Below are 24,309 nucleotides of genomic sequence, written 5' to 3' on the forward strand. Positions count from 1 at the left end.
CCGGCGGCGGCCAGCGCCTCCCGCCAGCCGCGCGCCCGGTCGCGCGCCGCCGGCCACCGGTGCGGCCCCGCGACGTGCCAGACGGTGGCGTGCCCCAGGCCGAGCAGGTGCTCGGTCGCCTGCCTGCCCGCTTCCACGCCGGACGGGCCGGTGACCACCACGCGCGGCCCGTCGAGCCCGGGGATCGGCCGGAAGCTCAGCACGGGCACGTCCGGGTCGACGCGCAGGTCCTGGTCCCCGTCGATCGGGTCGGAGATCACGACGGCGTCCACGCCCTGGGCCAGCAGCGACTCGACCGCGCTCGTGACGGCGCCGCCCTCGCCCGCGTAGGCGACCGCGAACGCGTACCCGATCTGCCTGGCCTGCCGCTCCAGGGCGACGAGCAGGGACGCCGGGCCGTAGAGCGAGCTGCCGATCGAGGCGACCCCGATGCGGTGGAAGCGGCCCAGGTGGAGCGCCCTGGCCGCGGTGTTGCGGCGGTAGCCGAGCTCGCGCGCCGCGGCCAGCACCCGCTCGCGGACCTCCTCGGTGACGTACGGCTCGCCGTTGAGCACCCGCGAGACCGTCTTCTGCGACACGCCCGCGAGGGCGGCGACGTCGGTGCTGCTCGGGGGCCTTCGCCTGGCGTCGGACACTCGCGGCTCCTGGGTTATGACTACGTAGTCAGATTCGCCTGTGGGACGTGTCGATGTCAAGAGCGGGCTATCATCAGATGATGTGAACATCTGAATGATGGGAGTGTGGCTCGATGGTCAGGCTGACCCGGGCGCAGCAGCAGGAACGCACCCGAGCGGCCGTGCTGGCGGCCGCGAGGGAGGAGTTCGCCGAGCGCGGATACGCCGAGGCCAAGGTCGACCGGATCGCTGAACGGGCCGAGCTGACCCGCGGCGCGGTCTACTCGAACTTCCCGAGCAAGCGCGCCCTCTACCTGGCGGTCCTGGTCGGCTCGATCGGGCCCGTGGCGGCCGAGGAGGGCCCGCCGCCGTCCGGCGTGGCCGAGGCGCTGGGCGCGTTCGCCCGCGTGTGGCTCGAACGGCTGCCCCTGACCGGCGACACGTCCGCCGGGGGCAGGCTGCAGTCGCGCTCGCTGGCCGGGGTGTTCGACGACGAACCCGGCCGCGCCGCGCTGGGGCAGCTCGGCAGGCTGGAGGCGCTGCTGCTCGCCCTCGCGCTGGAGCCGCGCGCGCCGGGCCACGCGCGGCGGGTGCGGCTGGCCGAGCTGGTCCTCACGCTGCTGAGCGGAGCCGCTCACCTGGCCGAGACGGCGCCCGGCTTCGGCGACCCCTTCGACGTGGCCCGCGCCTGCCGGCACCTGGCCGGCCTCGACCTCGCCGACACGTGGGACCCGCCCCACCTGCCCTACGTCACCCCCGCACGAGCCGTCCAGGACACCTGGGAGCCGCCCGCGGAGCTACCGGACGAGCTCACCGGCCGCCGGACGAGGTTCGACGCCGACGGCGTGATCGCCGTCCTGGGGACCGGCCGGCTGGAGGCGGCCGAGGAGGCCGTCCGCGCCGCCCGCCCGGGGGATCGCGTCACCATCGCCGTGGCGACCGGCGATCCCGCCGAACTGGGGCGGCTCGTACGGCTCAGGATCGGCGACCTCGCCGGCAGCCTGCGCCGGGTGTTCGGCCCGGATCCCCGGCCGGGCCTGCACCTCGTTCTCGACGAGCACGCCGCCGTCGCCTCGGCCGCCGGGATCCCGGACGCGGACGACGCCACCGAGGCCGCGGTACGCGTCCACGCGGGCCGGATCGTCGCCCGCGCCCACGGCCGGGGCGCCGCCCACGCCGCGGCCGTCACCGGACCCGCCCTCCCCCGTACCGACCAGTAGTGCGTCAGCGGACGTAGATGTTCGGTCTGGGCGGGGTGGGCATGCCGTCGCCGATGAAGAAGCTCGTGTGCGGCGGCTGGTTGTAGGCGGTGTTCTGCCACGCGACCGACACCCGGTAGAGCGGGTCGTGCATCAGGGTGTAGATGCGGCGGTCCGTGGGCGTGGTCGTGGCGTAGATCCGCAGGGCGCGGTTGTCGCTGGTGGGCCAGACGACCTCTTCGCGCCAGTCGCCGAACAGGTCCGCCGACAGCGACGGGGTGGCCTTGGTGCCGTTGTTGGAGTGCACGCCGGAGGCGGTCAGCAGGCGGGTGTCGCCGCTGGTGCCGTACTTGTCGATCCTGGTCTGGTCGAGCAGCTCCCGGAGCGGGTCGGCGTCCCACCAGATGAGGAAGTTGACCGAGGACGGCTTGCGGCCGGCGTTGTTGCCGGTGACGCTGCGCAGATTGCCGTCGGCCGCGGACCAGAACTCACTGGCGATCCTGACCATCGAGATGTCGCCGGCCACGCCGCGGCCGTTGTCGCCGTTGGCGGGGGTGGACCAGAGGATCTGGCCGGTGCGCGGGTCGATGTAGAGCGAGGACGGCTGGGAGCCCGACTCGCTCACCTTGAAGTACTCCAGACCCGCCCTGCCCGGGTCGAAGTCGCCCAGGTGCTGGGCGTCGCCGTGGCCGGTGCCCGTGGTCCACATGCCGGTGCCGTTGTCGTTGACGGCCATGGCGCCGTACACGATCTCGTCCCTGCCGTCCTGGTCGACGTCCCCGACGGACAGGCTGTGGCTGCCCTGGCCGGTCCACTGGGAGCCCGCCGAGTTGCTGTCGAACGTCCAGCGCTTGGTGAGCGTGCCGTTGCGGAAGTCCCAGGCGGCGATGACGGAACGGGTGTAGTAGCCGCGGGCCATGATCAGCGAGGGGCGTTCGCCGTCCAGGTACGCGGTGCCGGCCAGGAAGCGGTCCACCCGGTTGCCGTACGAGTCGCCCCAGCTCGACACGGTGCCGCGGGGCGGGTCGTAGGAGACCGTGGACCTGGCGGCGCCGGTCTGGCCGTCGAACATCGTCAGGTATTCGGGGCCGGACAGGACGTAGCCGCTGGAGTTGCGGTAGTCGGCCGACGCGTTGCCGATGACCGTGCCCACGCCGTCCCTGGTGCCGTCGGCGGTCTTCATCGCGACCTCGGCCCGGCCGTCGCCGTCGTAGTCGTACACCTGGAACTGGGTGTAGTGGGCGCCCGCGCGGATGTTGCGGCCCAGGTCGATGCGCCACAGGCGGGTGCCGTCCAGCCGGTACGCGTCCACGTACACGTTGCCGGTGTAGCCCGACTGGGAGTTGTCCTTGGCGTTGGTCGGGTCCCACTTGAGCACGATCTCGTACCGGCCGTCGCCGTCCACGTCGCCCACGCTGGCGTCGTTGGCGTTGTAGGTGTAGGCGACCCCGTCCGGCGTCGTGCCGCCCGACGGCGGCTGGATCGGCACGTCGAGGTGCGAGCCGCCGGTGAAGCGGAGCGAGGCGGGCGAGGCTGCCTGCTCGGCCCCGCCGACCACCGCCCTGACCGTGTACGAGGCGTCGGCGGCGGCGCCGTTGTCGAGATAGTTGGTGGAGGCGGTGAGGTTCGTGGCGACCCTGGTCGAGCCCCGGTACACGTTGAAGGCCACGCCGTCGGGGTCGGTGCCGAGCAGCCGCCAGGACACGAGGTTGCCCGAACCGGACCGGACGCTGGTCAGGCCGCGGTCGAGGTCCTCCATCTGCTTCGTGGGCGGGGCGGCGTGGGCGGGGACACCGCTGATCGTCGTAGCCAGGGCGAGGACTGCCGCCGCGCCGGCCAGTCGTAAGCGCATTCGCTCGGTTCCCTTCTTGGTAAGCGCTTTCCCGATGGGCGAAAAAGAAAGTTTCATCGGGGTGTTAGCGTTAACGGACGCAGGCCGGGACCGCGGATGTCAGGGACGAATGTCAGACCTGCGGAAATGGCCACAATGTCTCCTCGTCGGCAAACGGGGTCGCCGCGTCCGCGGCCCGGCGTATTAAAGCGGCCCCGTCTCCCGCTCGCAAGGGTCCGCTGTCATGACCGAGTCACGGCCTCGTCAGGTGAGGGCGTCCAGCGCGCGGTCGACGTCGTCGGCGGTGGTGTAGACGTGGAAGCTGGCCCGCACCTTGCCCGCCCGCACGGCCGCGCGGATGCCGGCCGCCTCCAGGCGCTCGCCGGGGGCGTCCACGGAGACGATGGCCGAGTCGGACGGTTCGAGGCCGAGCCCGGCCCTGAAACGGTTGGCGAGGGCGACATTGTGGTCGCGGATCCGCTCGACGCCGAGCTCGTCGAGCAGCTCGATGGCCGGGGCGGCGCCGACGTACGAGAACCAGGCCGGCGACAGGTCGAACGCGCGGGCGTCCGGCGCGAGCCGCAGCGGCGGGCCGTAGTAGGAGCCGCCCTCGTCGGCCCCGGCGTACCAGTTGGCCGCCAGCGGGCGCATGCGCTCGCGCAGGCGGGGCGACAGGTAGCCGAACGCGGCCCCGCGCGGCGCCATCAGCCACTTGTACGCGGCGCAGGCCAGCGCGTCGATGCCCTCGACCCGGACCGGCAGCCAGCCGCAGGCCTGGGAGGAGTCGGCGATGACCAGCGCGTCGTGGGCCCGGGCGGCGGCCACGATGTCCTGGAGCGGGGCGACGTACCCGGTGGCGGACTGGACGAGGCTGAAGGCGACGGCGTCGGTGGAGCCGGTGACGGCGTCGGCCAGCCGGTCGGCGGGCACGGTCTCGACCTCGGCGGCCACCGCCCACGGAAACAGGTTGCTGGTGAACTCGATCTCCGGCACCAGGACGCGCGCGCCCGGCGGCAGCGCGGTGGCGACCGTGGACATGATCTGGGAGGCGGTGGAGCTGACGGTGATGTCGGCGACAGGCGCGCCGACGAGCCGGGCGAAGGCGGCGCGGGAACGGCCCACCGAGGCGTCCCATGGTTTCCAGTCGCCGCTGCCGTGCCGCCATTCGGTGAGGACGGCTTGGAGCTCTTCGAAGGCGTGGCGAGGGGGCAGGCCGTAGGAGGCGGTGTTGAGCCAGCCGGGGTCGGCGTCCCAGAGGTCGTGCGCCGAGGCGATGTCCATGGGGCCAGCCTAAGGTCGCCGGCCGCCGGTTTCAGTTGGGGCGTTTCAGCAGGCGGCCGATGACCAGGCGGGTGAGCTTCTCGGCGTTCCCGGCTATGGAGCCGTCCGGGTCGACGCCCACCGAGCGGCCGTACTCGACCGTTCCCTGGAGGTTGCTCAGCCGGAACTCGTACGTCACCTTGTACCGTCTGAGGCTGCTCGTCGCGGCGTCGGTGTAGGTGAACGCGTCGTGGGCCAGGCCGTCGACCTCGCGGTAGTTCGTGTGCAGCCGGGACGCGACCCGCTTCGAGAGGTCGAACGTGGCGTCCGACATCGTCTCGCTGTCCAGCGTGTTCAGCGTGATGGACAGCTCGCCGCGCTTGGCCTCCGGGATCGCGTAGTCGCTCTTCCACGAGCACGAGGTGAAGTCGCCCTTGACGTACGTGAACGGTTTGCCCGCCGAGGGGGCGAGCTCCCGTACGAGGTCGTCGGAGACCAGCTTGCACGGTTCGGGGGGTTTGGCGAACGGCGGGATGTCGTCCGGCACGGGCGCGGCGGCCGGGCCCGTGCCGGAGGCGGCGGCCGGGGGCGCCGCGGTGGCGCCGACGGGGACGAGCAGCGCGAGACCCGCGCCCAGGACCGCGGCGACGGCCACGGCGGGGATGAGAGCGGCCGGCCTGACGCGCGTCGAGCCCTTGGCCGGGGCCGGGGGAGGGGCGGGGGCGTCGGCGGGGACGGGCCGGCCGACGATCTCGACGCCGCCGACCGTGACGGTCGCGACCTCGAAGGCCGGCCGCGCGGCGGCGCCCCGCAGGGCCGCGTGGACGGCGGCCGCGTCCGGGCGGCGGGCCGAGTCGGGGTCGAGGAGGTCGCGCAGGAGGGCGGTGAACGGGTCCTTCGCCTCGATCGCGATCCCCTGCCGGACGGCCTCCGCGGTGGCGGCGGGTGTGGCCCGGACGAAGGGCGGCCTGCCGAGCGCCGCCGCGTAGAGGATCGCGCCGAGCGCCCAAAGGTCGGCGGCAGGCTCCGGCACGACCCCGTCACCGTCGTCGGGGGTGGGCTCCGGTGCCGTGAAGCCGGGCAGCCTGGCGGCCGTTACGGTGGCCAGGGCCGGGATGGCGAAGTCGTTCAGCACCACGTGGCCGCCCGGGGCCAGCAGGACGTTGCCCGGGTGCAGGTTGCCGTGGGTGACGCCGTGCCGGTGCGCGTACGTCAGCGCGTCCAGCACGCGCAGGCCGATCGCGGCGGCCGCGGCCGGGCCGAGGGCGGCGCGCTGGTGGAGTTCGGCGCGCAGGGACCAGCCGTTGACGATCGGGGAGAGGATCCACACCTCGGCGCCGACGCCGACGACCTCGTGGACGGGGTGGATCGACGGGTGCCGCAGGCTCCCCGCGGCCATGGCCTGCCGGCGTACCTCGTCGAAGTCGGCCCGGCCCTCCGGGAGCGGCAGGCGCTTGGCCGCCACCTCCATGCCGGTGCGGCGGTCGAACACCCGCAGAGCGCGGCCGGGCGCGCCCTGGGCGAGGGGGCCGATCGGGTGGAAGCGGTCGCCGCTCATGATTTCCCCTGGAGTCTGGCCGCGGTGGTGCGTGCCGCGCGCATGGCGGTGTCCCGCATCTCGGAGGTGACCGCGGAGCCGTTCCCCATCACGGACACCTCGATCACCATCGTGCGGACACGCAGCCAGACGTTGCTGCTCACGCTGGACAGGATGCCCACGGTGGTGTCCTGGGAGAAGCACTCGTCGCCGAGGCCGGGCACGTTCTTGACGGGGGTGGTGACCGCGCGCTCCACCTTCGAGGTGCCGGTCTGCGACTGCCGGCGTATGCGGAGGGCGTCGAACACCTTGCGCGCGGTGTCCACGTTCGGCTGGGTCTTGATCGTGACGCCGGCGCCGTCCACGGTGACGGAGCACGTGGACGACTTGCTCGGCAGCACCCGGTCCGTGGGGACGACCACCGCGCACGGGTCGGGGGAGGGGGCCGCCGCCGCGGTCCGGGACCGGCTCGGGGTCGCGGTCGGGGTGGCGGGGGTGGTGGTGGCGGTCGAGTGGCGGGTCGCGGTGCCGGGTCTGGCGACGGCGAGGGCCGCCACGGTGGCCACGAGCGCGGTCGCGGCGGTGACCGACACCCAGAGCGTACGGCGCCCGCTCGCGGACCTGACCTCGGTGGGCACGGTCCGCACCTCGGCCGCGACGGCCGCCGCGCGGGCCGCCGCCTCGGCGAGGACGGCACGGACCTCCGCCCCGTCGCGCGCCCGGTAGAGCGCGGCCCGGAACGCGGCCGCCTCCCGCAGCTGGGGAAGGAGCGCTGGGGAGGCGGCCGCGTTGCCCGGGTGGGGCGTGGAGCCCCCGTCCAGGGCGAACATGAGGGTGGTGACGAGCATGCGCACATCGAGGGCGGGGGCGGCGTCCGGCGTGGTGGTGCCGAGGCCCGCGAGGACGGTCTCGCCGGTGGCGGCGATGAGGACGTTGTCCGGCGTGACCGCGCCGTGCACGTGCCCGTGCGCGTGGACGACGGCCAGCGCGTCGAGCAGTCGCAGCCCCATCGCGGCGATCCGGCCCGGCTCCAGCGGCCCCTCGGCGGCGGTGATCCGGTCGAGCGAGCCGCCCCTGATGAGGTCCATGACGACCCAGGGCTGAGGGCCGGAGGTGAGGACGTCGTGCACGGTGACGAGCCCGGGATGGCTCAGCGACGCCGCGAACCTGGCCTCGGCCAGCACCCGCTCCCGCTCACCCGCCCCTGAGCCCGGCCGGGCGGTGGTGAGGGGGATTCGCTTGACGGCCACGTCGCGGTGCAGGACCTCGTCCCTGGCCAGCCAGGTGCCGCCGCCCGGGCCGAGCGGCTCGACCAGGGTGTAGCGTCCCGCCAGTACGGTGCCCCTCATCGCGTCAGCGCCTCGACGACCGAACGGGCCGCGGCGCCCGCCTGCTCGGGCAGGGTGGGGTCCTTGGCGACCTCACGCCGCAGCGTCAGCTTGGCCACCAGGTTGCTCACCCGGAAGACGATCGCGACCTCGGTCTGCGGCCGGCGATCGTCGGTGACGGTCCACGTCATCGCCTCGTCGCCGAGCCCCTTGAGGTCGGTGATCTCGGAGCTCTTGCCCAGGGAGGAGTATTTCCTGCTCCGTTCGGCCTCGTCGCGCCGCGAGTTGAAGTCGTCGGCGGCCAGCGCGATCTCCGCATGGGTGCCGGTCGGCTCCTGCATCTCCAGTTCGAGCCGCAGCGACCGGGATTCCTTGGCCAGGCTCTGATGCCAGGTGCATTCGGCGTTCTCCCTCGGCATGATCAGCGCCTTCGGGACGGCCTTGGCGGCCTGCTCCGGGGTGAGGAGGCCGCACGCGCGCGGGATTGCGGCGAACCGCCCCGCCCCGTCCGTCGCCGACGGTGCGGCGGCGACGGACGCGGGGGCCGCCGCGGAGGTTCTCCCGAGCTGGGGTACGACGACCGCGCCCGCGCCCACCAGGGCCGCGACGGCCAGGGCGCCCAGCACGACCGGTAGCCGCACCCCGGGCGGGGTGGCCCGCGGCGGTTCGGGAAGTACGGCTGTAGCGGCCGGCCCCTGCACGACCGCCTCCAGCCAGCCCCGGAGCCGTTCTGCACCGGGACGCTTGTGTGGATCCTTGTCCAGCGCGGCGGCCAGCACCGGCCACAGCACGCTCCCCGAAGGGGTGGGTGGCTCGGTGAGGACGGCGCTCAGCGTGGCGACGGCGCTGTCCCTGGCGAACGGGCCGCGCCCTTCGACGGCGGTGTAGAGGGTGGCGGCCAGCGACCACAGATCCGAGGCCGGTCCCGCGGCCCCTGACCAGGCATCCGATCCGGGCCCGGCGGCTCGTGGCGACGTCGGGCCGGTCGGCTGGATGGCGGTCCGATCCGCAGGCCCCGCACCGGTCGGGTCGGTGGGTTGAACCACGGTCCGGTCGGTGGCGTGACCATCGCTCGGGCCTGTGGGCTGGATGAGGGTGTGGTCCGTGGCGGGGACGTGGTCTGTGGTGCGGGCGTGCTCTGCGCTGGGAGCGTGGCCTGTGCTGGGCGCGTGGCCTGTGCCGGGAGCGTGCAGGCATTCGGGGGCCGTGTAGCCGGGGGTGCCGACCGGTGTGCCGGGCAGGCCGCCGACCAGGGTGGCGATGCCGAAGTCCGTCAGCACCACGCGCCCGTCCCCCGCCAGCAGCACGTTGGCCGGCTTGACGTCGCGATGCAGCACCCCCGCCGCGTGCGTGGCCGCCAGTGCGGACAGCACCCGCAGCCCGATCTCGGCCGCGCGGCGCGCGGGCAGCGGCCCGTTCTCGCGGAGGACCTGCTCCAGGGACGGCCCGTGGACCAGCTCCATCACGATCGCCGGATCCCCGTCCTCGACGATCAGGTCGTGCACGGCCACGATCGAGGGATGCCGCAGCGCGGCGGCCGTCCTCGCCTCGGCCAGCGCGCGGTCGCACAGGGCGGCCCGCGACGCGGCGTCCAGCCCGGGGGCCAGCCGCACCCGCTTGACCGCCACCTCCCGCCCCAGGCTCTCGTCGCGGGCGCGCCAGACGACGCCCATGCCGCCCTCGCCGACGGGCTCGATGAGCCGGTACCTGCCTCCGATCAGCGACGTCATGTCACCTCCGCCTGCTAAGCGCGGCGGCCGTGAGGTTGGCGGCCCGCAGCGCGGCCGAGCGCACCCGCGCCGCCTCCGTGCCGTCGAAGTCGACGTACTCGACCTCCACCACCATGTTGCTGACCCGGAACACGACGTTGGACCTCACCATGGTGCCCGACTTCCGCTCGGAGACGTCGTACTGGAACGCCTCCTCACCGACCCCGGCGACCGGGGTGGCGGCGGTGGACGTGGTGCCGATCGGCCACTGCATCCCGACGGAGCCCCACTGCCACACCCCGCCGCTGGACGCGTCGCCGTTGATGGTCCGCTTGTTGAGGAACTCCTCGTGGGCCTCCACGGGGAGGGCCTCCCAGTAGTCCTTGTTCTGGGCCTTCGTGGGCTTGACGGAGAGCCCGACCTTCCGCTTCGTCCAGGCGCAGCCGTCCTCCTCGTGGTCGCGCTTCAGCTCGCGCCCGTACGCCGTCTCCTTGACCTGCGCGCCGGTGAGCAGCGTGCAGAAGTCGACCGGCACCGTGAACCTGCCCTTCGCCGGCTCCTTCGCCGGCAGGGTTGCGGCCGGGGGAGCGGCGGCGGACGCGGGCGGGGCGGCCGCGCGGGGCGGCGGCGGGTCAGGGGTGTCGCGGGCGACGCCGTACCAGGCGAGGGTCCCGACGACGGCGAGCCCGGCGACGGCGGCGGCCACCGGAACGGCCCTGCCGAGGTGCGGGCGCGGACGCCGGGGACGGTCTATGGGAGCCGGTACGCCGGAGGCGGCGGCCTCCAGCCACCGGCCCGCCGGCGCGGGGTCCGGGCGGTCGGCGGCCTCGCGCGACAACATGCGCAGCAGCACCGGCCCCAGCGCCGCACCCGCCCGCGCGGACGGCCTCGGATCCTCGGTGAGCACCCGGTGCAGCGTCGCCAGCGGTGACGCGGTGTGGAACGGCGAGGTGCCCTCCACCGCCGTGTACAGCGTGGCGGCCAGCGACCACAGGTCCGACTGCGGCCCGCCGCGCTCGCCCCGCAACCGCTCCGGCGCGATGAACCCCGGCGAGCCGATCAGCAGCCCCGACTGCGTGATGGTGACCTGGCCGTCGATCCTGGCGATGCCGAAGTCCGTCAGCACCGCCCGGCCGTCGTCGCACAGGAACACGTTGCCGGGCTTGACGTCGCGGTGCTGGATGCCCTGCCGGTGCGCGACCGACAGGGCCGTCAGCAGGTCGGCGCCGAGCCGGGCCACCCGCTGCGGCGCCCATGGGCCGTCGTCGCGGATCGAGTCCTGCAGCGTGCGCCCGCGCAGCAGCTCCATGACGATCCACGGGCGGCCGTCCTCGGAGAACACGTCGTGGACGGTGGCGATGCCCGGATGGCTCAGCCGCGCCGCCGCGTACGCCTCCCGCACCGTGCGCTCGCACAGCTCGGCGCGCTCCTCCGCCGCGATGTCGGGCGAGAGCAGCACCTCCTTGACCGCGACCTCGCGGTCGAGCGTCTCGTCACGGGCGAGCCAGACGGTGCCCATGCCGCCTCGGCCGAGCGCCCGGATCAGCCGGTAGCGCTCGGATAACAGGGACTCGGGGGGATTGTCGATCATCGTTGGTCACATGGTGGTCGTTGGTACGATGCCTCGGCCAGACCCTTTGCAGCCTAGTGAAAACAAGCTGCTCGCCGGTGTCCGAGAAGAGGGTTCGTGGGGCTGCTGCGCATTCATTTCACGGCGGACGACGTGGCGCGCACGACAGTGGCCGCGGGCGCGGACCCGTTGTGGGAGGTCGTGCTCAGCAGTTTCCGGCTGCAGGACAAGGACAAGGCGCCGGCCTTCCGGCCCTGGGAGCGCGCCCTGCGCGAGAGCCCGGCCAGGCTTTCCAGGATGGCCTCCGGCCTGCGCTGGCTGACCGCGCTGGCGCCCGAGGCGCCGTACTTCCCCGACTTCCTCACGCCGGCGGCGGCCCGCGAGGGTCTGCAGGCCGGGCTCGACGCGTTGCGCGCCACCCCGAGCCGCCGGTTCCGCCACGAGCTGGAGCTGCTCGCCCGGCACGTGCCCATCCCCGCCTGGCTGGGCGCGCTCGCCGACCGCCCGTCCGCGCCCGTGGCCGAGCTGGCCGCCGCCCTGGCCGGCTACCACGCCGCGGCCATCGCCCCGTACCACGACCTCATCCAGCCCGCGGTGGAGGCCGACCGGGCCTGGCGCGCCGGTCACCTGCTCAACTCCGGCGTGGAGGGCCTGCTGAGCAGCATGAAGCCGATGATGCGCTGGCGCTCGCCGGTACTGGAGGTCGACTACAGCGTGGACCGCGACCTGCACCTGCACGGCCGGGGGCTGACGCTGGTGCCGTCCTTCTTCTGCCGCCGCGTGCCGGTCTCGCTGGCCGACCCCGAACTGCCGCCGGTGCTGATCTATCCCATCGACGCCGCGTTCCGGTGGCAGCCGGGCGAGCGGACGCCGGGCTCGGTGGAGGCGCTGATCGGCGCAGCCCGCGCCGCCGTCCTGCAGGCCGCCGACGGCGGGGCCACCACCACGGAGCTGGCGCGGCGGGCGGGCGTGTCGCTGGCGGCGGCCAGCCGGCACGCGAAGGTGCTGCGGGAGGCGGGCCTGATCAGGAGCGTGCGCCGGGGCCCCGCCGTGCTCAACCTGCTGACCCCGCTGGGCAGCGGCCTGCTCGGGCCTGTGCCGCCGGCCTCGAAGTAGCGGTCCTGTTCGAAATGCCAGGCCTGCCCGCGCCACCTGGATCTACGGGTGCGGTTCCGCGAGCTTCGCGTGTGTCGCGGCGCCGGTGAAGAGGTGCCCATGCAGGAGTTCATCGATGGCGCCACGCGACGTCGTCGAGTGCGAGGAACGGCGAGAGCGCGACCGCGGTCGGCGTCATCCCGGCGAAGGCCACGACGTCTCTGTGAAGGTGCGACTGGTCGGCGTAGCCGCTTTCCGCCGCCACCGAGGCGGCACGGTGGCCGGCGGCGAGACGGTGGGCCGCGTGGTCGAAGCGGATGAGCTGGGCGACCCGCTTGGGGGTGAGGCCGACCTGGGCGCGGAACCGAGACCAGAGGCGCTTACGGCTCCATCCGGTCTCGGTGACCAGTCGTTCGACCCGGATCCGCCCTCGGGCGGCCACCATCTGCCCCCAGGAGAAGGCGACTTCCGGGTCGACAGCCCGGCCCGCGTCCTCCCGCCGGGCAAGCGCGGCCTCCGCGATCGCGAATCGCTCCTCCCACGACCCGGCGGCACGCAGTCGCTCCTGGGTTCGTACGGCGTCTCGTCCCCAAAGGTCATCGAGGGCGACCACCGTCCCGCCCAGCTCCGAGGAGGCGCCCAGGACCGCGTGCGCGACCATCGGCGAAAGCCGCACCTGGAGGCACTCGGAGCTTCTGGCCATCCCCCGCCCTCGGGCCCCGTTGGGTGCGAGTCCGGCGACGACGCGTTCTCGCTGCCGCGCACCACGGCCGTCCTCGACGACGAACGGCTGGTCGCCGAGGTCGAAGATCACCGTGACCGCGGGGTGCGGGACCAGCGCGACGTCGCGGAACTCGTTCGCCCGGTCGCTGAACCCCGCCATCACGACCCCCGGCAGCCGGCCGGGCCGCGACGGGACCGTGATCTGCCATCGAGGCGCACCGGCGCGAACCGGCTCGGCTGGTCGCACGCCGACATGGTAGTTCGCGGTGTCCACAACGCGACAATCCCCGGTCAGCGGCGAGCTGCCGGCCGGTGGCCGAGTCGGGCCGCACGGCCGGTCACCGGATGACAAGCCCGGTCAGAGCCGGCCGGTCCACACCTCGCGCTCGGCACCGCCGGGGTCGTCGACCACGGTGATTCCTTCGTCGATCAGCGCGGTGGCCCGGCCGGCCAGGTCGTATCGGGGCCAGCCGGGGTCGCCGTCGGCGACGAAGCGGACCCAGGCGCCGTGGGCCGTATCGGCGACGACCTGTGGTGGGTCGTCGCCGATGAGTGCGTGGCTCGACTCCTCATCGAGGAGGTCGAACACGTACGGGAGCTCCACGGCGTGGGCGGCGCCGAGGCGGCCGGCGAAGTTCGGCGACTCGTGGTCGAAGCGGTACATCCAGGTGTCGGCCTCGCCGGCCTCGAGGCGTGCCTCGGCGACCCGGATCGCCGGAACCCGGACGAAGCAGTCGGTGGTCACGGCGGCGAGCAGGTCGCCGCTGCTCGCACCCGGCCGCGCCGCCCGGTAGCGCTCGACCGTCCCGCCGGGCGCGCCGAGGGCGCCCACGACCGCGGCCAGGATGGGCTCGTCGACGATGTCGATCATGCCGGTGGGGACGAGGCCGATCCGGGTGTCGTCCCGGTTCCACCCGGCCAGGAGCCGTACGCCGCTGCCGGCGCCCTTCCTCAACGCGTCGAGCGGATGGTCGGGCAGGGTGTCGCCGTCGACGACCGGGGCGAAGGGGAGGCTCGCCCACCTGGCCGGATCCGAGGCGGCCTGGACCTCCTTGAAGAGGACGGACGCCGCCCGCCCGAGCCGTTCGGCCGGCACCTCGCCGAAGGCCTCGCGGGTCGGGGCCACCCCGAGCGACTCGGCCAGCCTTGAGGCGACGCCCGCGGCGGCCTCGGCCGTGAGCGTCTGGGCGACCGCCCCGCTCTGGGTGACCGCCTGGCGGAACAGTCCTCGGGCGCGGGGCATGGCCATGAGAGTGACGACGCTCATGGCCCCGGCGGACTGGCCGGCGACGGTCACCCTCCCCGGATCGCCGCCGAACGCGGCGATGTTGCCCTGGACCCACTCGAGCGCGGCGATCTGGTCCAGCAGTCCCAGGTTGGCGGTGCCGTCATCGAGGTGGAGGAAGCCCTCGGCGCCGAGCCGGTAGTTGATCGTGACGCACACGACCCCGTCGCGGGCGAAGGACGTGCCGCGGTAGCCGGCGACGGATCCGGACCCCTGCGTGAACATACCGCCGTGGATCCAGACCAGCACCGGCAGGCCGGATCCCCCGGGATCGGGGGTCCACACGTTGAGGTTCAGGCATTCCTCGCCAGGGATCACGACCTCCGGGAACAGCGCCGCGCTCTCCAGGCCGTCGTCGCCCTTCGGGCAGGTCGGCCCGTAATCGGCGGCGCGGCGCTCGCCCTCCCACCGCGCGGGTGGCTCCGGAGGCCGCATGCGGCGCGCTCCGAAGGGCGGGGCGGCGTACGGGATCCCGAGGAACGCCGCCACTCCCCGGTCCGTCCGGCCCCGCAGCCGGCCAGTCGCCACCTGAGCCCCTGGCGCGCTGTCCACGGTGTTCGTCATCATCTCTCCCGTCGCTCGGAGCTCCGCGGCCGTCGCACGTGGAGCCGTGCCTGACGCGAGATCGAGCATCACAAGCGCGGGGCCAGGGTGTCTTGGACGAATGTTCCGTCGCAGGAGACGGCGCGGGCCCGCGAACGGGCCCGCGCATGAGCGTGGTCAGCGGGCGGACGCCGTGTAGGTGTGGCCCGGCTGGGTGTCGAAGGCGAAGGTCGTCTCGCCGGTGTTCGTGGCGCGGCCGAAGGTGAGCGGCACGGGCCGGTGCGTGGCGGTGTCCACCACGACCGGGCGGCCCGAGCGCCACGGGCTCGCCAGGGTCGCCCGTCCGCCCTTCTCGCTGGTCAGCGTGATGGGCGAGACCTCGCGTCCGGCTCGCCGCTCGGCGGAGAGCAGAAACGCGCCCTTGGCGCGCAGTCGTACGAACGTGCCGTCACGGCCGGCGGGCCAGTCCGGGAAGACCCGGATCACGCCCTCGAACGTCTGCAGGAACATCGAGTTCACGGTTTCGAGCGAGCCCGAGGTCTCCAGGCCGCCGCCCGACTGCGCCACGGTCAGGTTCGGCCGCCACAACAGCTTGATCACGGCCGTGAACTTGCCGATGAGGTCCTCGGGATCCCAGCCCGCGCGGGCCGCGATGGTGAACGTCTTCGGGAACCCGTTGATGGAGGAACCGCGCGACCCCGGCAGGAACGGATCCACCCATTCCAGGGTGTTCCGCACCTTCCGCAGCTGTTCCGGGTCGCCGCCGATGGCCAGGTTGTCGCTCGGGTGGACGACGCCCTCCAGGTTGATGGGCTGGTCGTTCTTGTTGAGCAGCGCGTTGCCCTTGATGGGGTTCTCGATCTTGGTGGCGAGCAGGATGACGTCCAGGCCGTCCATGGTCGCCGTCGGGTACGGCGCCAGGTCGTCCAGGTGGCCCTGCCAGACCGGCCGCAGCTCCGCGTCCACCCCGAGCACCCGGCTGTACTCGATCAGCGCGGTCAGCGTCCGCCGGATGTAGCCGAGGTCGTAGGTCGAGTCGACGTCGTCGCCGCCCTCGTTCACGGCGCTGTTCAGGACGTGGTACTTGCCGTCGTCGCCCTTGACCACGTAATCCATCCAGAACTCACCCAGTTCCTTCAGGAACGGGTAGGCCGTGGTGCGCAGGAACTCCTCGTCCCGGGTGTACTCCCAGTTCCACAGGAACGGGATGGCGGCGAATGTCCCGTTGGTCTTCTGGTCGGCGAGCTTCTTCGGCGACTTGGGGCCGGTCACCGGGACCTCGGCGGGGGCGGGACGGGTCTGGTTGTACGGGTAGATGGTCCGGCTGAAGGTCAGCCCCTTGTACCCGGCGGCATGAGTGGTGTTGCGTTGGTACGGAAGCTCGGCCACCACCGTCTTGTAGTAGGGGGCGGCCAGCTCGGGCCGGTTGGCGGAGTAGACGCCGTAGAACGGGGCCTGGGTGTTGTAGTTCAGCCAGTAGCGGTTGGAGCCGCCGGTCTGGTCGATGGTGCGCCACGGCGAATAGGTGCCGGGCAGGAACGAGCCCGCGCGGCTGGCGGCGCCCATCGCGTACAGGGCGCCGTAGTAGTACTTGTTGAGGATCGGGTCGCCGGTGTCGACGTACGACCTCAGCCAGAACCGCTTCCACCACTCGCGGTGCGCGGACCGGGCCCGGTCGAGGTCACGGCCGTCGAGGCCGTGCACCCGGTCCACCGCCTCGGTGACGAAGTCGTTCAGCGGCGTGGGGTTGGCGTAGCCGCCGTTGCCGTGCAGCGTGGTGACCAGCCGCACGGGCCGGCCGGGGGCCAGCTCGAAGGCGAGGCGGGCGAGGTTGCCCGACGGCGTGCTCGCGGTGACCGGGGTGCGCGAGCCGATGACCCTGGCCGACGCGGCCGCCTTGGACACCCAGCCGCTCTCGCCGTCCGCGCCGGTCGTGCGGGTGATCCACACCTGACCGTCCCCGGCGACCCCCGTCGTGCCGGCGGGCACGGTCAGGTCGGCCTGGAGCGGCAGCGGCTGCGCGCCGTCGGGGATCGACAGCTCGGTGACCAGCAGGTTCTCGCCGTCGGCGGTCCAGGTGCGGGTGCTCAGCACCCGGCCGTCAACCGTCTGGGAGCCGCGGACCTCCCCGTTGAGGATGTCCTGCCGCTGGCGGTAGTTCGGGTCGTCGCCGAGTGCGCCGGTGAGGACGTTCCGCTGGCCGTCGAACAGCTGCAGGTCCCGGACGAAAGCCTTCTGATTCGGGTCGGCGGGGTCGCGCACCGCACCCGTGACCAGCAGGCGCACGTGGCGGGCGGTGAAGGCGGGCACGGTCCGGTCGGTCAGCTCGGCCGTGTTGCCCGTGACCGTGTCCACGTCGGTCCAGGTGACGCCGTCGTCGCTCTTCTGCAGGGCGAAGCTCCGGGTGTTGAGCGCCTGGAAGTTGGCGGCCCTGCCCTGGTAGCCGTTGTGCCTGACCACCCAGCGGTCGACCGCCTTCACCCCGCCCAGGTCGACGGTGACCCATTGCGGGTCGGACGCGCTCGCGCCGGTCCGCGACACCCAGCGGGTCTCGGGGTCTCCGTCGATCACGCAGGCGGCGGTGCACTCGAGGGTGTCCTTCGCGGCGGGGGTGGCCGCGGCGTGCGCGGGGCCGATGGAGATCGTGCCGAACGGCAGCTGCCCGTTGCCGCTGTGCCAGAAGTCGGACTTGGACAGGTAGTACGTCTGCCGCTGGTCGCGGGCGTCGGACGTGACGTGCAGGTCGCCGTTGCCCAGGAGCAGGCCGGCGGTGTAGCGGGCGGTCTGCACGGCGTTGAGGGCCGGGGGAGCGGTGTAGGCGTCGTCGATGGCCGACAGGAGCTTGCGGATGTCCTGCCACTCCGACGCGCCGGCCTGGGCGGGCGCCGGAGTGAGGCCGACCACCGAGGTGGTCAGCACGGCGAGGGCGAGCAGGGCGCGGTGCCTCATAGGGGGTGCTCTCCGTTCGAGAGGGTTTGTACGGTCGCGGTACGGCGGGCCCGTTCGGCGGCGAAGACCACGCGGTGGCTGTCGACGCTCTCCTGGATCCCGGACAGGATCAGCTCGGGCCGCCCCTCGTGCAGGGCGGTGACGAACGACTCGATCAGGGCGGCGTCGCCGCCGGCGTGGCCTTCCGCCGCGCTGGAGCCGTCCAGCGAGGTGTCGATGATGGTCGTTTCTTCCGACAAAAAGTCATAAATGCGGATAAAGCGGCCGTCGCCGGTCAGCTGGCCCGCGGTGCCGAACAGCTTGGTGTGCCGGTTCTCCAGCGGCGTGAACGCGGTCATCGTGAACGACGCGGTGACCCCGCCCTCGTACTCGATGGTCACCACCTGGTGGTCCACCACGTCGTTGTCGCTGGCGTACACGCAGCGCCCGTAGGGGCCTTCGGCCAGCGCCGCGGTGACCGCCTCCTCGGTGAGCGGGCCGCCCGTCATGACCCGGGTGAAGTACTGCTTGGTGCCGCCGTCGCGCAGCCCGTCGCGGTAGAGCCGCACGGCCGAGTACGGGCACCCGGGCTCGATCGGGCACTCCAGGCACCGGTCGGCGGCGCCCGGAGGCCGCCGTTCGGCGCGGAAGTGGCGCAGCCCGCCGAAGGAGGACACGCGCTCGGCCCTGCGCCCCACGACGTGGCCCAGCCAGTCGATGTCGTGACACGACTTGGCCAGCAGCGCGAACGTGGCCTCGTCCGCGCGCCGCCAGTTGCCGCGGACGAACGAGTGCGCGAAGTGGTACCACCCGACCGGCTCCAGGTGCTCCACGCTCACGACGTCGCCGATCCGGGGGAGCACCTCGCGGAGCCTGCGCGTGTAGGGGGTGTAGCGCATGACGTGGCAGATCGCGATCATGGCGCCGGTACGGGCCGCCGCCTCGCCGATGGCCACCGTGTCCGCCTCGGTGGGGGCGATGGGCTTCTCCAGCAGGATGTCGTAGCCCTGCTCGGCGAAGACCTCGGCCGGCGCCAGGTGATCGGCGTCCAGCGTGGCCACGATCACCGCGTCGGCGATCCTGCCGAGGCCGGCCAGCTCCTTCCAGTCGCGGAAGACCCGCTCGGGCGGGAGCGCGTGGCGTGCCGCGAACTCCTGCCGGGCGGCCGCGCGCGGCTCCGCCACCGCCACGATCCGCGCCCGGTCCGGCCGGCGCGCGGCCAGCTCGGCGTAGGCCGTGCCGCGCGCGCCCGCGCCCACCACGGCCAGGGTGATCGGCCGGTCGAGGGCCTCCCCGATGTGGTCCCTCAAGTTGATCATCCTTTGACCGCTCCCCCGGTGAGTCCTTTGACGAAGTGCTTCTGCAGCGCGAAGTAGAAGATGAGGATGGGCAGGGCCGACAGCACCATCAGGCCGAACATGTCGCCGTAGTCCCGCTGGAACTGGCCGAGCGCGCGGTAGACGCCCACGGTGACCGTGGTGCCGCCGGCCGGGCCGAGGATGATGAGCGGGTTGAGGAAGTCGTTCCAGATCCACACGCCCAGGAAGATCAGCACGCTGGCCGTGGCCGGGCGCAACAGCGGGAAGACCACCCGCCAGAACGTGCCGAACGGGCCCGCCCCGTCGATCGAGGCGGCCTGCTCCAGCTCGACCGGGATGGCCCGGATGAAACCGGAGAAGACGAACACCCCGAACGGCACGTAGTACCCGACGTTGAACAGCACCAGCCCGCTGATCGTGCCCATCAGGCCGGTCAGGTTGAGCACCTGCGTGACCGGCACCAGGATCACCTGCGGCGGGATCATCAGCCCGGCCAGCAGCACCAGCAGCGTGATCCGCGCGAAGCGCGACGGGGTGCGGCAGATGTAGTGGCCCAGCATGGCCGACACGACCGTGAGGATCACGATCGACAGCAGGGTCACGGAGACGCTGTTGATCAGCCCGTTCCAGAACAGGTGGTCGGGGCGCGTCAGCGCCTGCGTGAGGTTGTCCAGCGTCGGCGGGATCGGCGGCGCCGCCGGGGAGGCGGTGATGTCCGGCCCGTGCTTGAAGACGTTGGCCACGACCAGGTAGAGCGGCAGGAAGAACGCGCCGGCCACCACGATCGAGACCAGCGGGCGCAGCCACTTCACAGGTCCACCTCCCTGCGGTTGAGCAGGCGCAGCGCGACGGCGGAGACCGTCGCGACGATCACGAGCATGAGGATCGCCATCGCCGAGGACTCGCCCGTGCGGTTGGCGGTGAAGCCGACCTGGATGACGTTGAAGGCCACGGTCGCCGTGGTGCCCAGCCCCGGACCGCCCGCCGTCAGCACCTGGATGTGGTCGTACGCCTTGAACCCGGTGATCAGCAGCATCACCGTGTTCGTGGTTAGCGCGGGCGCCAGGAGCGGCCAGGTGACCTTGCGGAAGCGGGTCCAGGAGCCCGCGCCGTCGATGGCCGCCGCCTCGTGCAGCGACTGAGGCACGCCCTGCAGCGCGGCCAGGTAGACCACCGAGCAGAAGCCGAGCATCTGCCAGCTGATGATGAAGCCGATGGAGTACAGCGCCAGGTCGGGGTCCGACAGCCAGCCGACGCGGACCCCGAGCAGCCGGTTGACCAGGCCCTCGTCCTGCAGCATGGCCATCCACACCACGCTCACCACCACCGAGCTCAGCACGACGGGGACGAAGAAGACGCTGCGCAGCGCCCGGTAGAGCCAGCCGGCGCGGTCGAGCAGCACGGCCACGCCGACGCCGGCCACGTTGGGCACGATCACGATGATCAGCGTCAGGATCGTGGTGACCTTCAACGAGGTCAGGAAGGACGGGTCGGCCAGCAGGCGCAGGTAGTTGTCCGGCCCGACGAAGCGCGTCCGCGTGGCGAACAGGCTGGCGTCGGTGAGGCTGTAGCCGAAGCTGAGCAGGATCGGCGCGAGCACGAAGCAGGCGTAGACCAGCACGCCCGGGGCGACGAAGCTCAGCAGGTACGTCAGCCGCTGCCAGGGGACGGCCGCGGTGCGCGCGGCGGCCCGCTTGTCGGGGAACATCTACCGGCCGCCCGCCTTGACCCACTCCGCGTCCAGCGCCTTCGCCGCCGCGGCGCCGTCGGTCTTGCCCGCGATGATCTCCTGGGCCAGCGCGAACACCTTGTCGCCCACGCCCGGCAGCAGCGAGTCGTCGCCGGTCTCGACCGTGAAGGCGTTGACCGCCTTGCCCGCCTTGAACACCTCGAGCGTGGCGTTGTAGACCGGGCCCATCGGCGGCGGCTGGTAGCCGTTGATCGCGATGATGGCCGCGTCGCTCCTGACGAGCACGTCGTTGTTGGCGGCGTCCTGATTGAACTCCAGCGCGAACGTCCTGGCCGCCTCGAGGTTCCTGGATCTGGCGTTCACGATGGGGCCACCGCCCGTGTACGAGGGCACCACCACCTGGCCGTCGTCGGTGGGCCAGGCGAAGACGCCGATCTCGAAGGGCGGCTTGCCGGCGCCGGCCCCCGCGTCGGCCCCTGCGTCGGCTGCGGCGGCGAACCAGGACCCCATCGGGTACATCGCGCCCTTGCCGTCCAGGAACGCCTTCTCGGTCGACGGGTAGTCGCGCGACAGCCCGGCCTTGTCGACGTACCCCTTCCCGACCAGGTCGGCGAACTTCTGGGTCGCCTTGACGAAGGCCGGGTCGCCGAACCTGACCTGCCCGGCGCGCCGCTTGACCAGGAAGTCCGGCTGCCGGGCGTAGACGTCGGCGCCGACGAGCGCGATCCAGATGTAGCCGGCCGCGAACGCGTCCTTGCCACCGCCGCCCACCACGAACGGGTTGATTCCCTTGGCCTTGAGCTTGGCCGAGACGTCGAGCAGCTCCGGGTAGGTCTTCGGCGGCGCGTCGACGCCGGCCTCGGCGAAGAGCTTCTTGTTGTAGTAGACCAGCGGGGTCGGCTGGGAGTTGTAGGGGAGCTGGTAGATCTTGCCGCCCAGCGGGTTGGAGCGCGGGTGGGCGTAGTTCTTCAGCTCCTCCTCGCTCCAGGCGTACAGGTTGCCGCTCTCCGCGAGCCCGCTGGGCGCGATGGCCTGCATGACGTCGGGCAGCTGACCCGAGGCGAGCAGCTGCTTGGCGTACGCGTTGCGCTCGCCCGCGCTCGGCGCCACGAGCTTCTTCACGGCGATGTCGGGGTGCTTGTCGGTGACGCGCTTGATGGCCGCGTCCCAGTACTCCGGCGTCAGGTTGGGCGTCTCGAACACCAGGAAGGAGATCTCCTTCTTGCCGTTCGCCACTGGCTGCTGTGACCCTGCCGGCGCGCACGCGGCGAGTGTCAGGGCAGCGGTGGCCAGCACGATGGCCTTGTTCACCTGGGGTCCTCTCTAGGGGGTGGCCGACCGGCGGCACCGCGCCGCGGGTGGGTCTTATTTTTAGTAGTTCCTCAAATAATTCGCAATGCCCTACCATCGGATCGTGACCTTGACCGGACAGGATCCGGCGCTCCTGCGCCGCCTCAACGCCGCCGCCGTGCTGCGCACGCTGCACGCCGCGGACGAGCTGACCCTGACGCAGCTCGTGAAGACCACCTCCATCTCCCGGGCGACCGTCGAGGACGTCATCGCCGGGCTCGACGAGCTCGTCGAGGAGGTCGGCATCAAGGTCGGGGATCCGCGCCCGGTCGGCCGGCCGGCCAAGCGCTACCGCTTCCGCGCGGAGGCCGGCCACGTCGTCGGCCTCGACATCGGCCCGCACAAGGTCCTGGCGCTCACCGCCGACCTCAAGGGGCGCATCGTCGACCGCAGGCGCACGGTCGTCACCCCCGAGACCGGCACCGCCGACAGGATCGCGGCGGCCAGGTCGGTGGTGCGCAGGACGCTCCGCGCGGTCGGCGTCGAGCCCGGCCAGGTACGCGCGCTGGGGGTGGCTACGACGGGCGTGGTCGACCCCGCCGATGGCCGGATACTGATCAGCGACCGGCTGCCCGGCTGGGCGGGTGTCGACCTGCCCGCCGCGCTCGACGGCCTCGCGGACGGCCCGGTCCTGGTGGGCAACGACACCAACCTGGCCGCGCTGGCCGAGCACTGGTGCGGCGCCGCCGTCGGTGCGAAGGACGTGATCTGCCTGCTGGCCGGGCGCAGCGTCGCGGCGGGCCTGCTCATCGGCGGCAAGCTGCACGCGGGCCGCAACGGAGCGGCGGGGGAGATCGGCGTCATGCGCGCCTTCGGGTGGTACACCGCGTTCGACCGATTCCTCGCCTACGGCGGGGACGCCCCCTCCGGGGAGGCGGCCGTGCGGGTGTTCGAGGCCGTGCGGGAGGGCGATGCGGAGGCCGCGGCCATCGTCCGCGCCTTCGCCCGCGACCTCGCCAAGGGTGTCGGCGCCGCGGTGCTCACGATGGACCCGGAACTGGTCGTCCTGGGCGGCGGCCTGTCGGGCGCGGGCGAGCTGCTGGCCGCGCCCCTGCGCGAGGAGCTCGCCGAGCTCTGCCTGTTCCCCGTGCGCGTGGAGAGCTCGGAGCTGGGCGGCGAGTCCGTCGCGCTCGGGGCGGTACGGCTGGCGCTCGACCACGCCGAGCACGCGATGTTCGGCGTGGGCCCCGCATGACCATCGGCCCATCGCCACCTGGAGCGGAGCGGGCTGACGGATCACCCGTCCAGATCGGCGCTCTCGTTCCGCTGACCCGGCCGGGCTGGGTCGAGGCGGGCCGGCACCTGCTCGCCGGACTCGAGCTGGCCGTTCGCGAGGTCAACGACGCCGGCGGGAGCGCCGGAAGACCGCTCGAGCTGGTGGTCCGAGACACCGCGGCTGATCCGCAGAAGGCCGCGGCGGCCGTGGACGAACTGGCCGGCCTGGGCGTGGCCGCCTTGGCGGGGGAGTATCACAGTGTCGTCGCTCGCGCCGCCGCCGCCCGGGCCGACGCCCTCGGCCTGCCGTTCCTCTGCTCGTCGGCGGTTCTCGACACGCTCACCGAGCAGCCGACGCGATGGGTCGCGCGCCTGGCCCCGGCGCAGTCCCACGGCTGGCAGATCTACGCGGACCACCTCCTCGGCGCCGGCCACAGCCGCATCGCCGTAGCAGCCGACCCGAGCGTCTACTGGGCATCCGGGACCCGCATCCTGCGGGACCACCTCGCTCCACGCGGCGGCACCGTCATCGAGCTCGACATGCGCGCGCTCACCCCCGCGGCCGTGTGCGACGAACTCGCCGGCAATCGCGCGACAGCCCTCCTTCTTCTGGTCGGCCACCCGGAGCCGGCGGTGCCGATCGTCAAGTCCGTCCGCCGCGACCGGCGCCTCGCCGAGATCATGATCGGTGCTCCGGCCGGGCAACCGGAGTTCGCCGGATGGGCGAGGTCGCTGGGCGGCGACGGCGCCGCGATCCCGTTCTTGCGCTACCTGCCCGAGCGCCTCGGCCCACTCGGTACGCGAGTCGAGACGGCCCTGCGCGAGCGGCTGGCCGAAGTGCCCTCCTTCGTCGCCTTCGAGGGCTACGACACCATCACGGTCCTGGCCGAGATGCTGCGTACGTACGGCGCGGACCGGGCGCGCACCGCCGGATCCTGGCCGCGCGTCGCGGTCGAAGGCACCCGCGGGCAGATCCGGTTCTCCCGCACGCCGGGCATCAGCGTCTGGCAGTGGGCCTGGACGCCGGTCCAGGTCGTTGATCGGGATCCGGCGGAACCGGATCGCTTTCGGGTCCTTCACGCCGGCTGAGAGAGCACGGAGGTCACAATTGAC

At 72.8% G+C, this 24,309-nt stretch carries 18 protein-coding genes; 4 read left to right on the forward strand and 14 right to left on the reverse strand.

What is annotated here, in order from left to right:
- Positions 1-635: LacI family DNA-binding transcriptional regulator (locus tag ABZX61_RS43640; RefSeq protein WP_355203298.1), on the reverse strand; the 635-nt coding region annotated here is incomplete at its 3' end.
- Between the two features lie 113 nt (positions 636-748).
- Between ABZX61_RS43640 and ABZX61_RS43645 the strand changes: the two genes are divergently transcribed.
- Entirely contained in the window at positions 749-1,834 is a 1,086-nt protein-coding gene (locus tag ABZX61_RS43645) for a helix-turn-helix domain-containing protein (protein ID WP_355203301.1), read from the forward strand.
- 4 nt (positions 1,835-1,838) lie between these two features.
- Here the strand turns inward: ABZX61_RS43645 and ABZX61_RS43650 are convergent, their stop codons facing one another.
- The 6 genes from ABZX61_RS43650 to ABZX61_RS43675 all read right to left on the reverse strand — a co-directional run bounded on the left by ABZX61_RS43650 (position 1,839) and on the right by ABZX61_RS43675 (position 11,069).
- On the reverse strand, positions 1,839-3,665 hold the full coding sequence (locus tag ABZX61_RS43650; protein WP_355203304.1) for a rhamnogalacturonan lyase: 1,827 nt from the start codon (positions 3,663-3,665) through the stop codon (positions 1,839-1,841).
- A gap of 243 nt (positions 3,666-3,908) precedes the next feature.
- Positions 3,909-4,925, reverse strand: a complete 1,017-nt coding sequence (locus ABZX61_RS43655; protein WP_355203307.1) for an aminotransferase class V-fold PLP-dependent enzyme — start codon at positions 4,923-4,925, stop codon at positions 3,909-3,911.
- Positions 4,926-4,956: 31 nt separating this feature from the next.
- A complete protein-coding gene (locus ABZX61_RS43660; RefSeq protein WP_355203310.1) occupies positions 4,957-6,462 on the reverse strand; it encodes a protein kinase in 1,506 nt (501 codons plus the stop codon).
- Positions 6,459-7,790 (reverse strand): serine/threonine-protein kinase, encoded by a 1,332-nt coding sequence (locus ABZX61_RS43665; RefSeq protein ID WP_355203312.1) that lies wholly within the window; start codon positions 7,788-7,790, stop codon positions 6,459-6,461. The genes ABZX61_RS43660 and ABZX61_RS43665 overlap by 4 nt, the downstream gene beginning before the upstream one ends.
- On the reverse strand, positions 7,787-9,499 hold the full coding sequence (locus ABZX61_RS43670; protein WP_355203315.1) for a serine/threonine-protein kinase: 1,713 nt from the start codon (positions 9,497-9,499) through the stop codon (positions 7,787-7,789). The genes ABZX61_RS43665 and ABZX61_RS43670 overlap by 4 nt, the downstream gene beginning before the upstream one ends.
- Before the next feature lies 1 nt (position 9,500).
- Complete coding sequence (locus tag ABZX61_RS43675) at positions 9,501-11,069, reverse strand: serine/threonine-protein kinase (protein WP_355203318.1); 1,569 nt, start codon at positions 11,067-11,069, stop codon at positions 9,501-9,503.
- 96 nt (positions 11,070-11,165) lie between these two features.
- Here ABZX61_RS43675 and ABZX61_RS43680 point away from each other — a divergent pair, with 96 nt between their 5' ends.
- Positions 11,166-12,164, forward strand: a complete 999-nt coding sequence (locus ABZX61_RS43680; RefSeq protein WP_355203321.1) for a winged helix-turn-helix domain-containing protein — start codon at positions 11,166-11,168, stop codon at positions 12,162-12,164.
- A gap of 109 nt (positions 12,165-12,273) precedes the next feature.
- On the opposite strand, the gene ABZX61_RS43685 is transcribed toward ABZX61_RS43680, so the two are convergent.
- The 7 genes from ABZX61_RS43685 to ABZX61_RS43715 form a co-directional block, all read right to left on the reverse strand.
- Positions 12,274-13,113, reverse strand: coding sequence for a helix-turn-helix domain-containing protein (locus tag ABZX61_RS43685; RefSeq protein WP_355203324.1), 840 nt, complete (start codon positions 13,111-13,113; stop codon positions 12,274-12,276).
- A 111-nt stretch (positions 13,114-13,224) separates the two neighbouring features.
- A complete protein-coding gene (locus tag ABZX61_RS43690) occupies positions 13,225-14,718 on the reverse strand; it encodes a carboxylesterase family protein (protein WP_355203327.1) in 1,494 nt (497 codons plus the stop codon).
- Between the two features lie 153 nt (positions 14,719-14,871).
- Positions 14,872-17,643, reverse strand: coding sequence for a discoidin domain-containing protein (locus ABZX61_RS43695; protein ID WP_355203330.1), 2,772 nt, complete (start codon positions 17,641-17,643; stop codon positions 14,872-14,874).
- Complete coding sequence (locus ABZX61_RS43700; RefSeq protein WP_355203333.1) at positions 17,640-18,941, reverse strand: Gfo/Idh/MocA family oxidoreductase; 1,302 nt, start codon at positions 18,939-18,941, stop codon at positions 17,640-17,642. The genes ABZX61_RS43695 and ABZX61_RS43700 overlap by 4 nt, the downstream gene beginning before the upstream one ends.
- A complete protein-coding gene (locus tag ABZX61_RS43705) occupies positions 18,938-19,753 on the reverse strand; it encodes a carbohydrate ABC transporter permease (protein WP_355203336.1) in 816 nt (271 codons plus the stop codon). Before ABZX61_RS43705 ends, ABZX61_RS43700 begins: the two co-directional genes overlap by 4 nt.
- Positions 19,750-20,649 carry a sugar ABC transporter permease gene (locus tag ABZX61_RS43710; protein WP_355203339.1) on the reverse strand — a complete coding sequence of 300 codons (900 nt, stop codon included), beginning with the start codon at positions 20,647-20,649 and terminating at the stop codon, positions 19,750-19,752. The genes ABZX61_RS43705 and ABZX61_RS43710 overlap by 4 nt, the downstream gene beginning before the upstream one ends.
- Positions 20,650-21,942, reverse strand: coding sequence for an extracellular solute-binding protein (locus tag ABZX61_RS43715; RefSeq protein ID WP_355203342.1), 1,293 nt, complete (start codon positions 21,940-21,942; stop codon positions 20,650-20,652).
- Between the two features lie 103 nt (positions 21,943-22,045).
- Here ABZX61_RS43715 and ABZX61_RS43720 point away from each other — a divergent pair, with 103 nt between their 5' ends.
- Together ABZX61_RS43720 and ABZX61_RS43725 are read left to right on the forward strand one after the other, a co-directional pair.
- Positions 22,046-23,176, forward strand: coding sequence for an ROK family protein (locus ABZX61_RS43720; protein WP_355203345.1), 1,131 nt, complete (start codon positions 22,046-22,048; stop codon positions 23,174-23,176).
- Positions 23,173-24,285 (forward strand): ABC transporter substrate-binding protein, encoded by a 1,113-nt coding sequence (locus ABZX61_RS43725; protein ID WP_355203347.1) that lies wholly within the window; start codon positions 23,173-23,175, stop codon positions 24,283-24,285. The genes ABZX61_RS43720 and ABZX61_RS43725 overlap by 4 nt, the downstream gene beginning before the upstream one ends.
- Positions 24,286-24,309: the final 24 nt, after the last annotated feature.

It is taken from the genome of Nonomuraea sp. NPDC003709, assembly GCF_040610775.1.
Classification (GTDB): Bacteria; Actinomycetota; Actinomycetes; order Streptosporangiales; family Streptosporangiaceae; genus Nonomuraea; species Nonomuraea angiospora_A.

Bases quoted from the DNA above. Each gene is read 5' to 3' on its own strand.
- ABZX61_RS43645 (WP_355203301.1), top strand. From the start codon at position 749: ATGGTCAGGCTGACCCGGGCGCAGCAGCAGGAACGCACCCGAGCGGCC.
- ABZX61_RS43650 (WP_355203304.1), bottom strand. From the start codon at position 3,665: ATGCGCTTACGACTGGCCGGCGCGGCGGCAGTCCTCGCCCTGGCTACG.
- ABZX61_RS43655 (WP_355203307.1), bottom strand. From the start codon at position 4,925: ATGGACATCGCCTCGGCGCACGACCTCTGGGACGCCGACCCCGGCTGG.
- ABZX61_RS43660 (WP_355203310.1), bottom strand. From the start codon at position 6,462: ATGAGCGGCGACCGCTTCCACCCGATCGGCCCCCTCGCCCAGGGCGCG.
- ABZX61_RS43665 (WP_355203312.1), bottom strand. From the start codon at position 7,790: ATGAGGGGCACCGTACTGGCGGGACGCTACACCCTGGTCGAGCCGCTC.
- ABZX61_RS43670 (WP_355203315.1), bottom strand. From the start codon at position 9,499: ATGACGTCGCTGATCGGAGGCAGGTACCGGCTCATCGAGCCCGTCGGC.
- ABZX61_RS43675 (WP_355203318.1), bottom strand. From the start codon at position 11,069: ATGATCGACAATCCCCCCGAGTCCCTGTTATCCGAGCGCTACCGGCTG.
- ABZX61_RS43690 (WP_355203327.1), bottom strand. From the start codon at position 14,718: ATGATGACGAACACCGTGGACAGCGCGCCAGGGGCTCAGGTGGCGACT.
- ABZX61_RS43695 (WP_355203330.1), bottom strand. From the start codon at position 17,643: ATGAGGCACCGCGCCCTGCTCGCCCTCGCCGTGCTGACCACCTCGGTG.
- ABZX61_RS43700 (WP_355203333.1), bottom strand. From the start codon at position 18,941: ATGATCAACTTGAGGGACCACATCGGGGAGGCCCTCGACCGGCCGATC.
- ABZX61_RS43710 (WP_355203339.1), bottom strand. From the start codon at position 20,649: ATGTTCCCCGACAAGCGGGCCGCCGCGCGCACCGCGGCCGTCCCCTGG.
- ABZX61_RS43725 (WP_355203347.1), top strand. From the start codon at position 23,173: ATGACCATCGGCCCATCGCCACCTGGAGCGGAGCGGGCTGACGGATCA.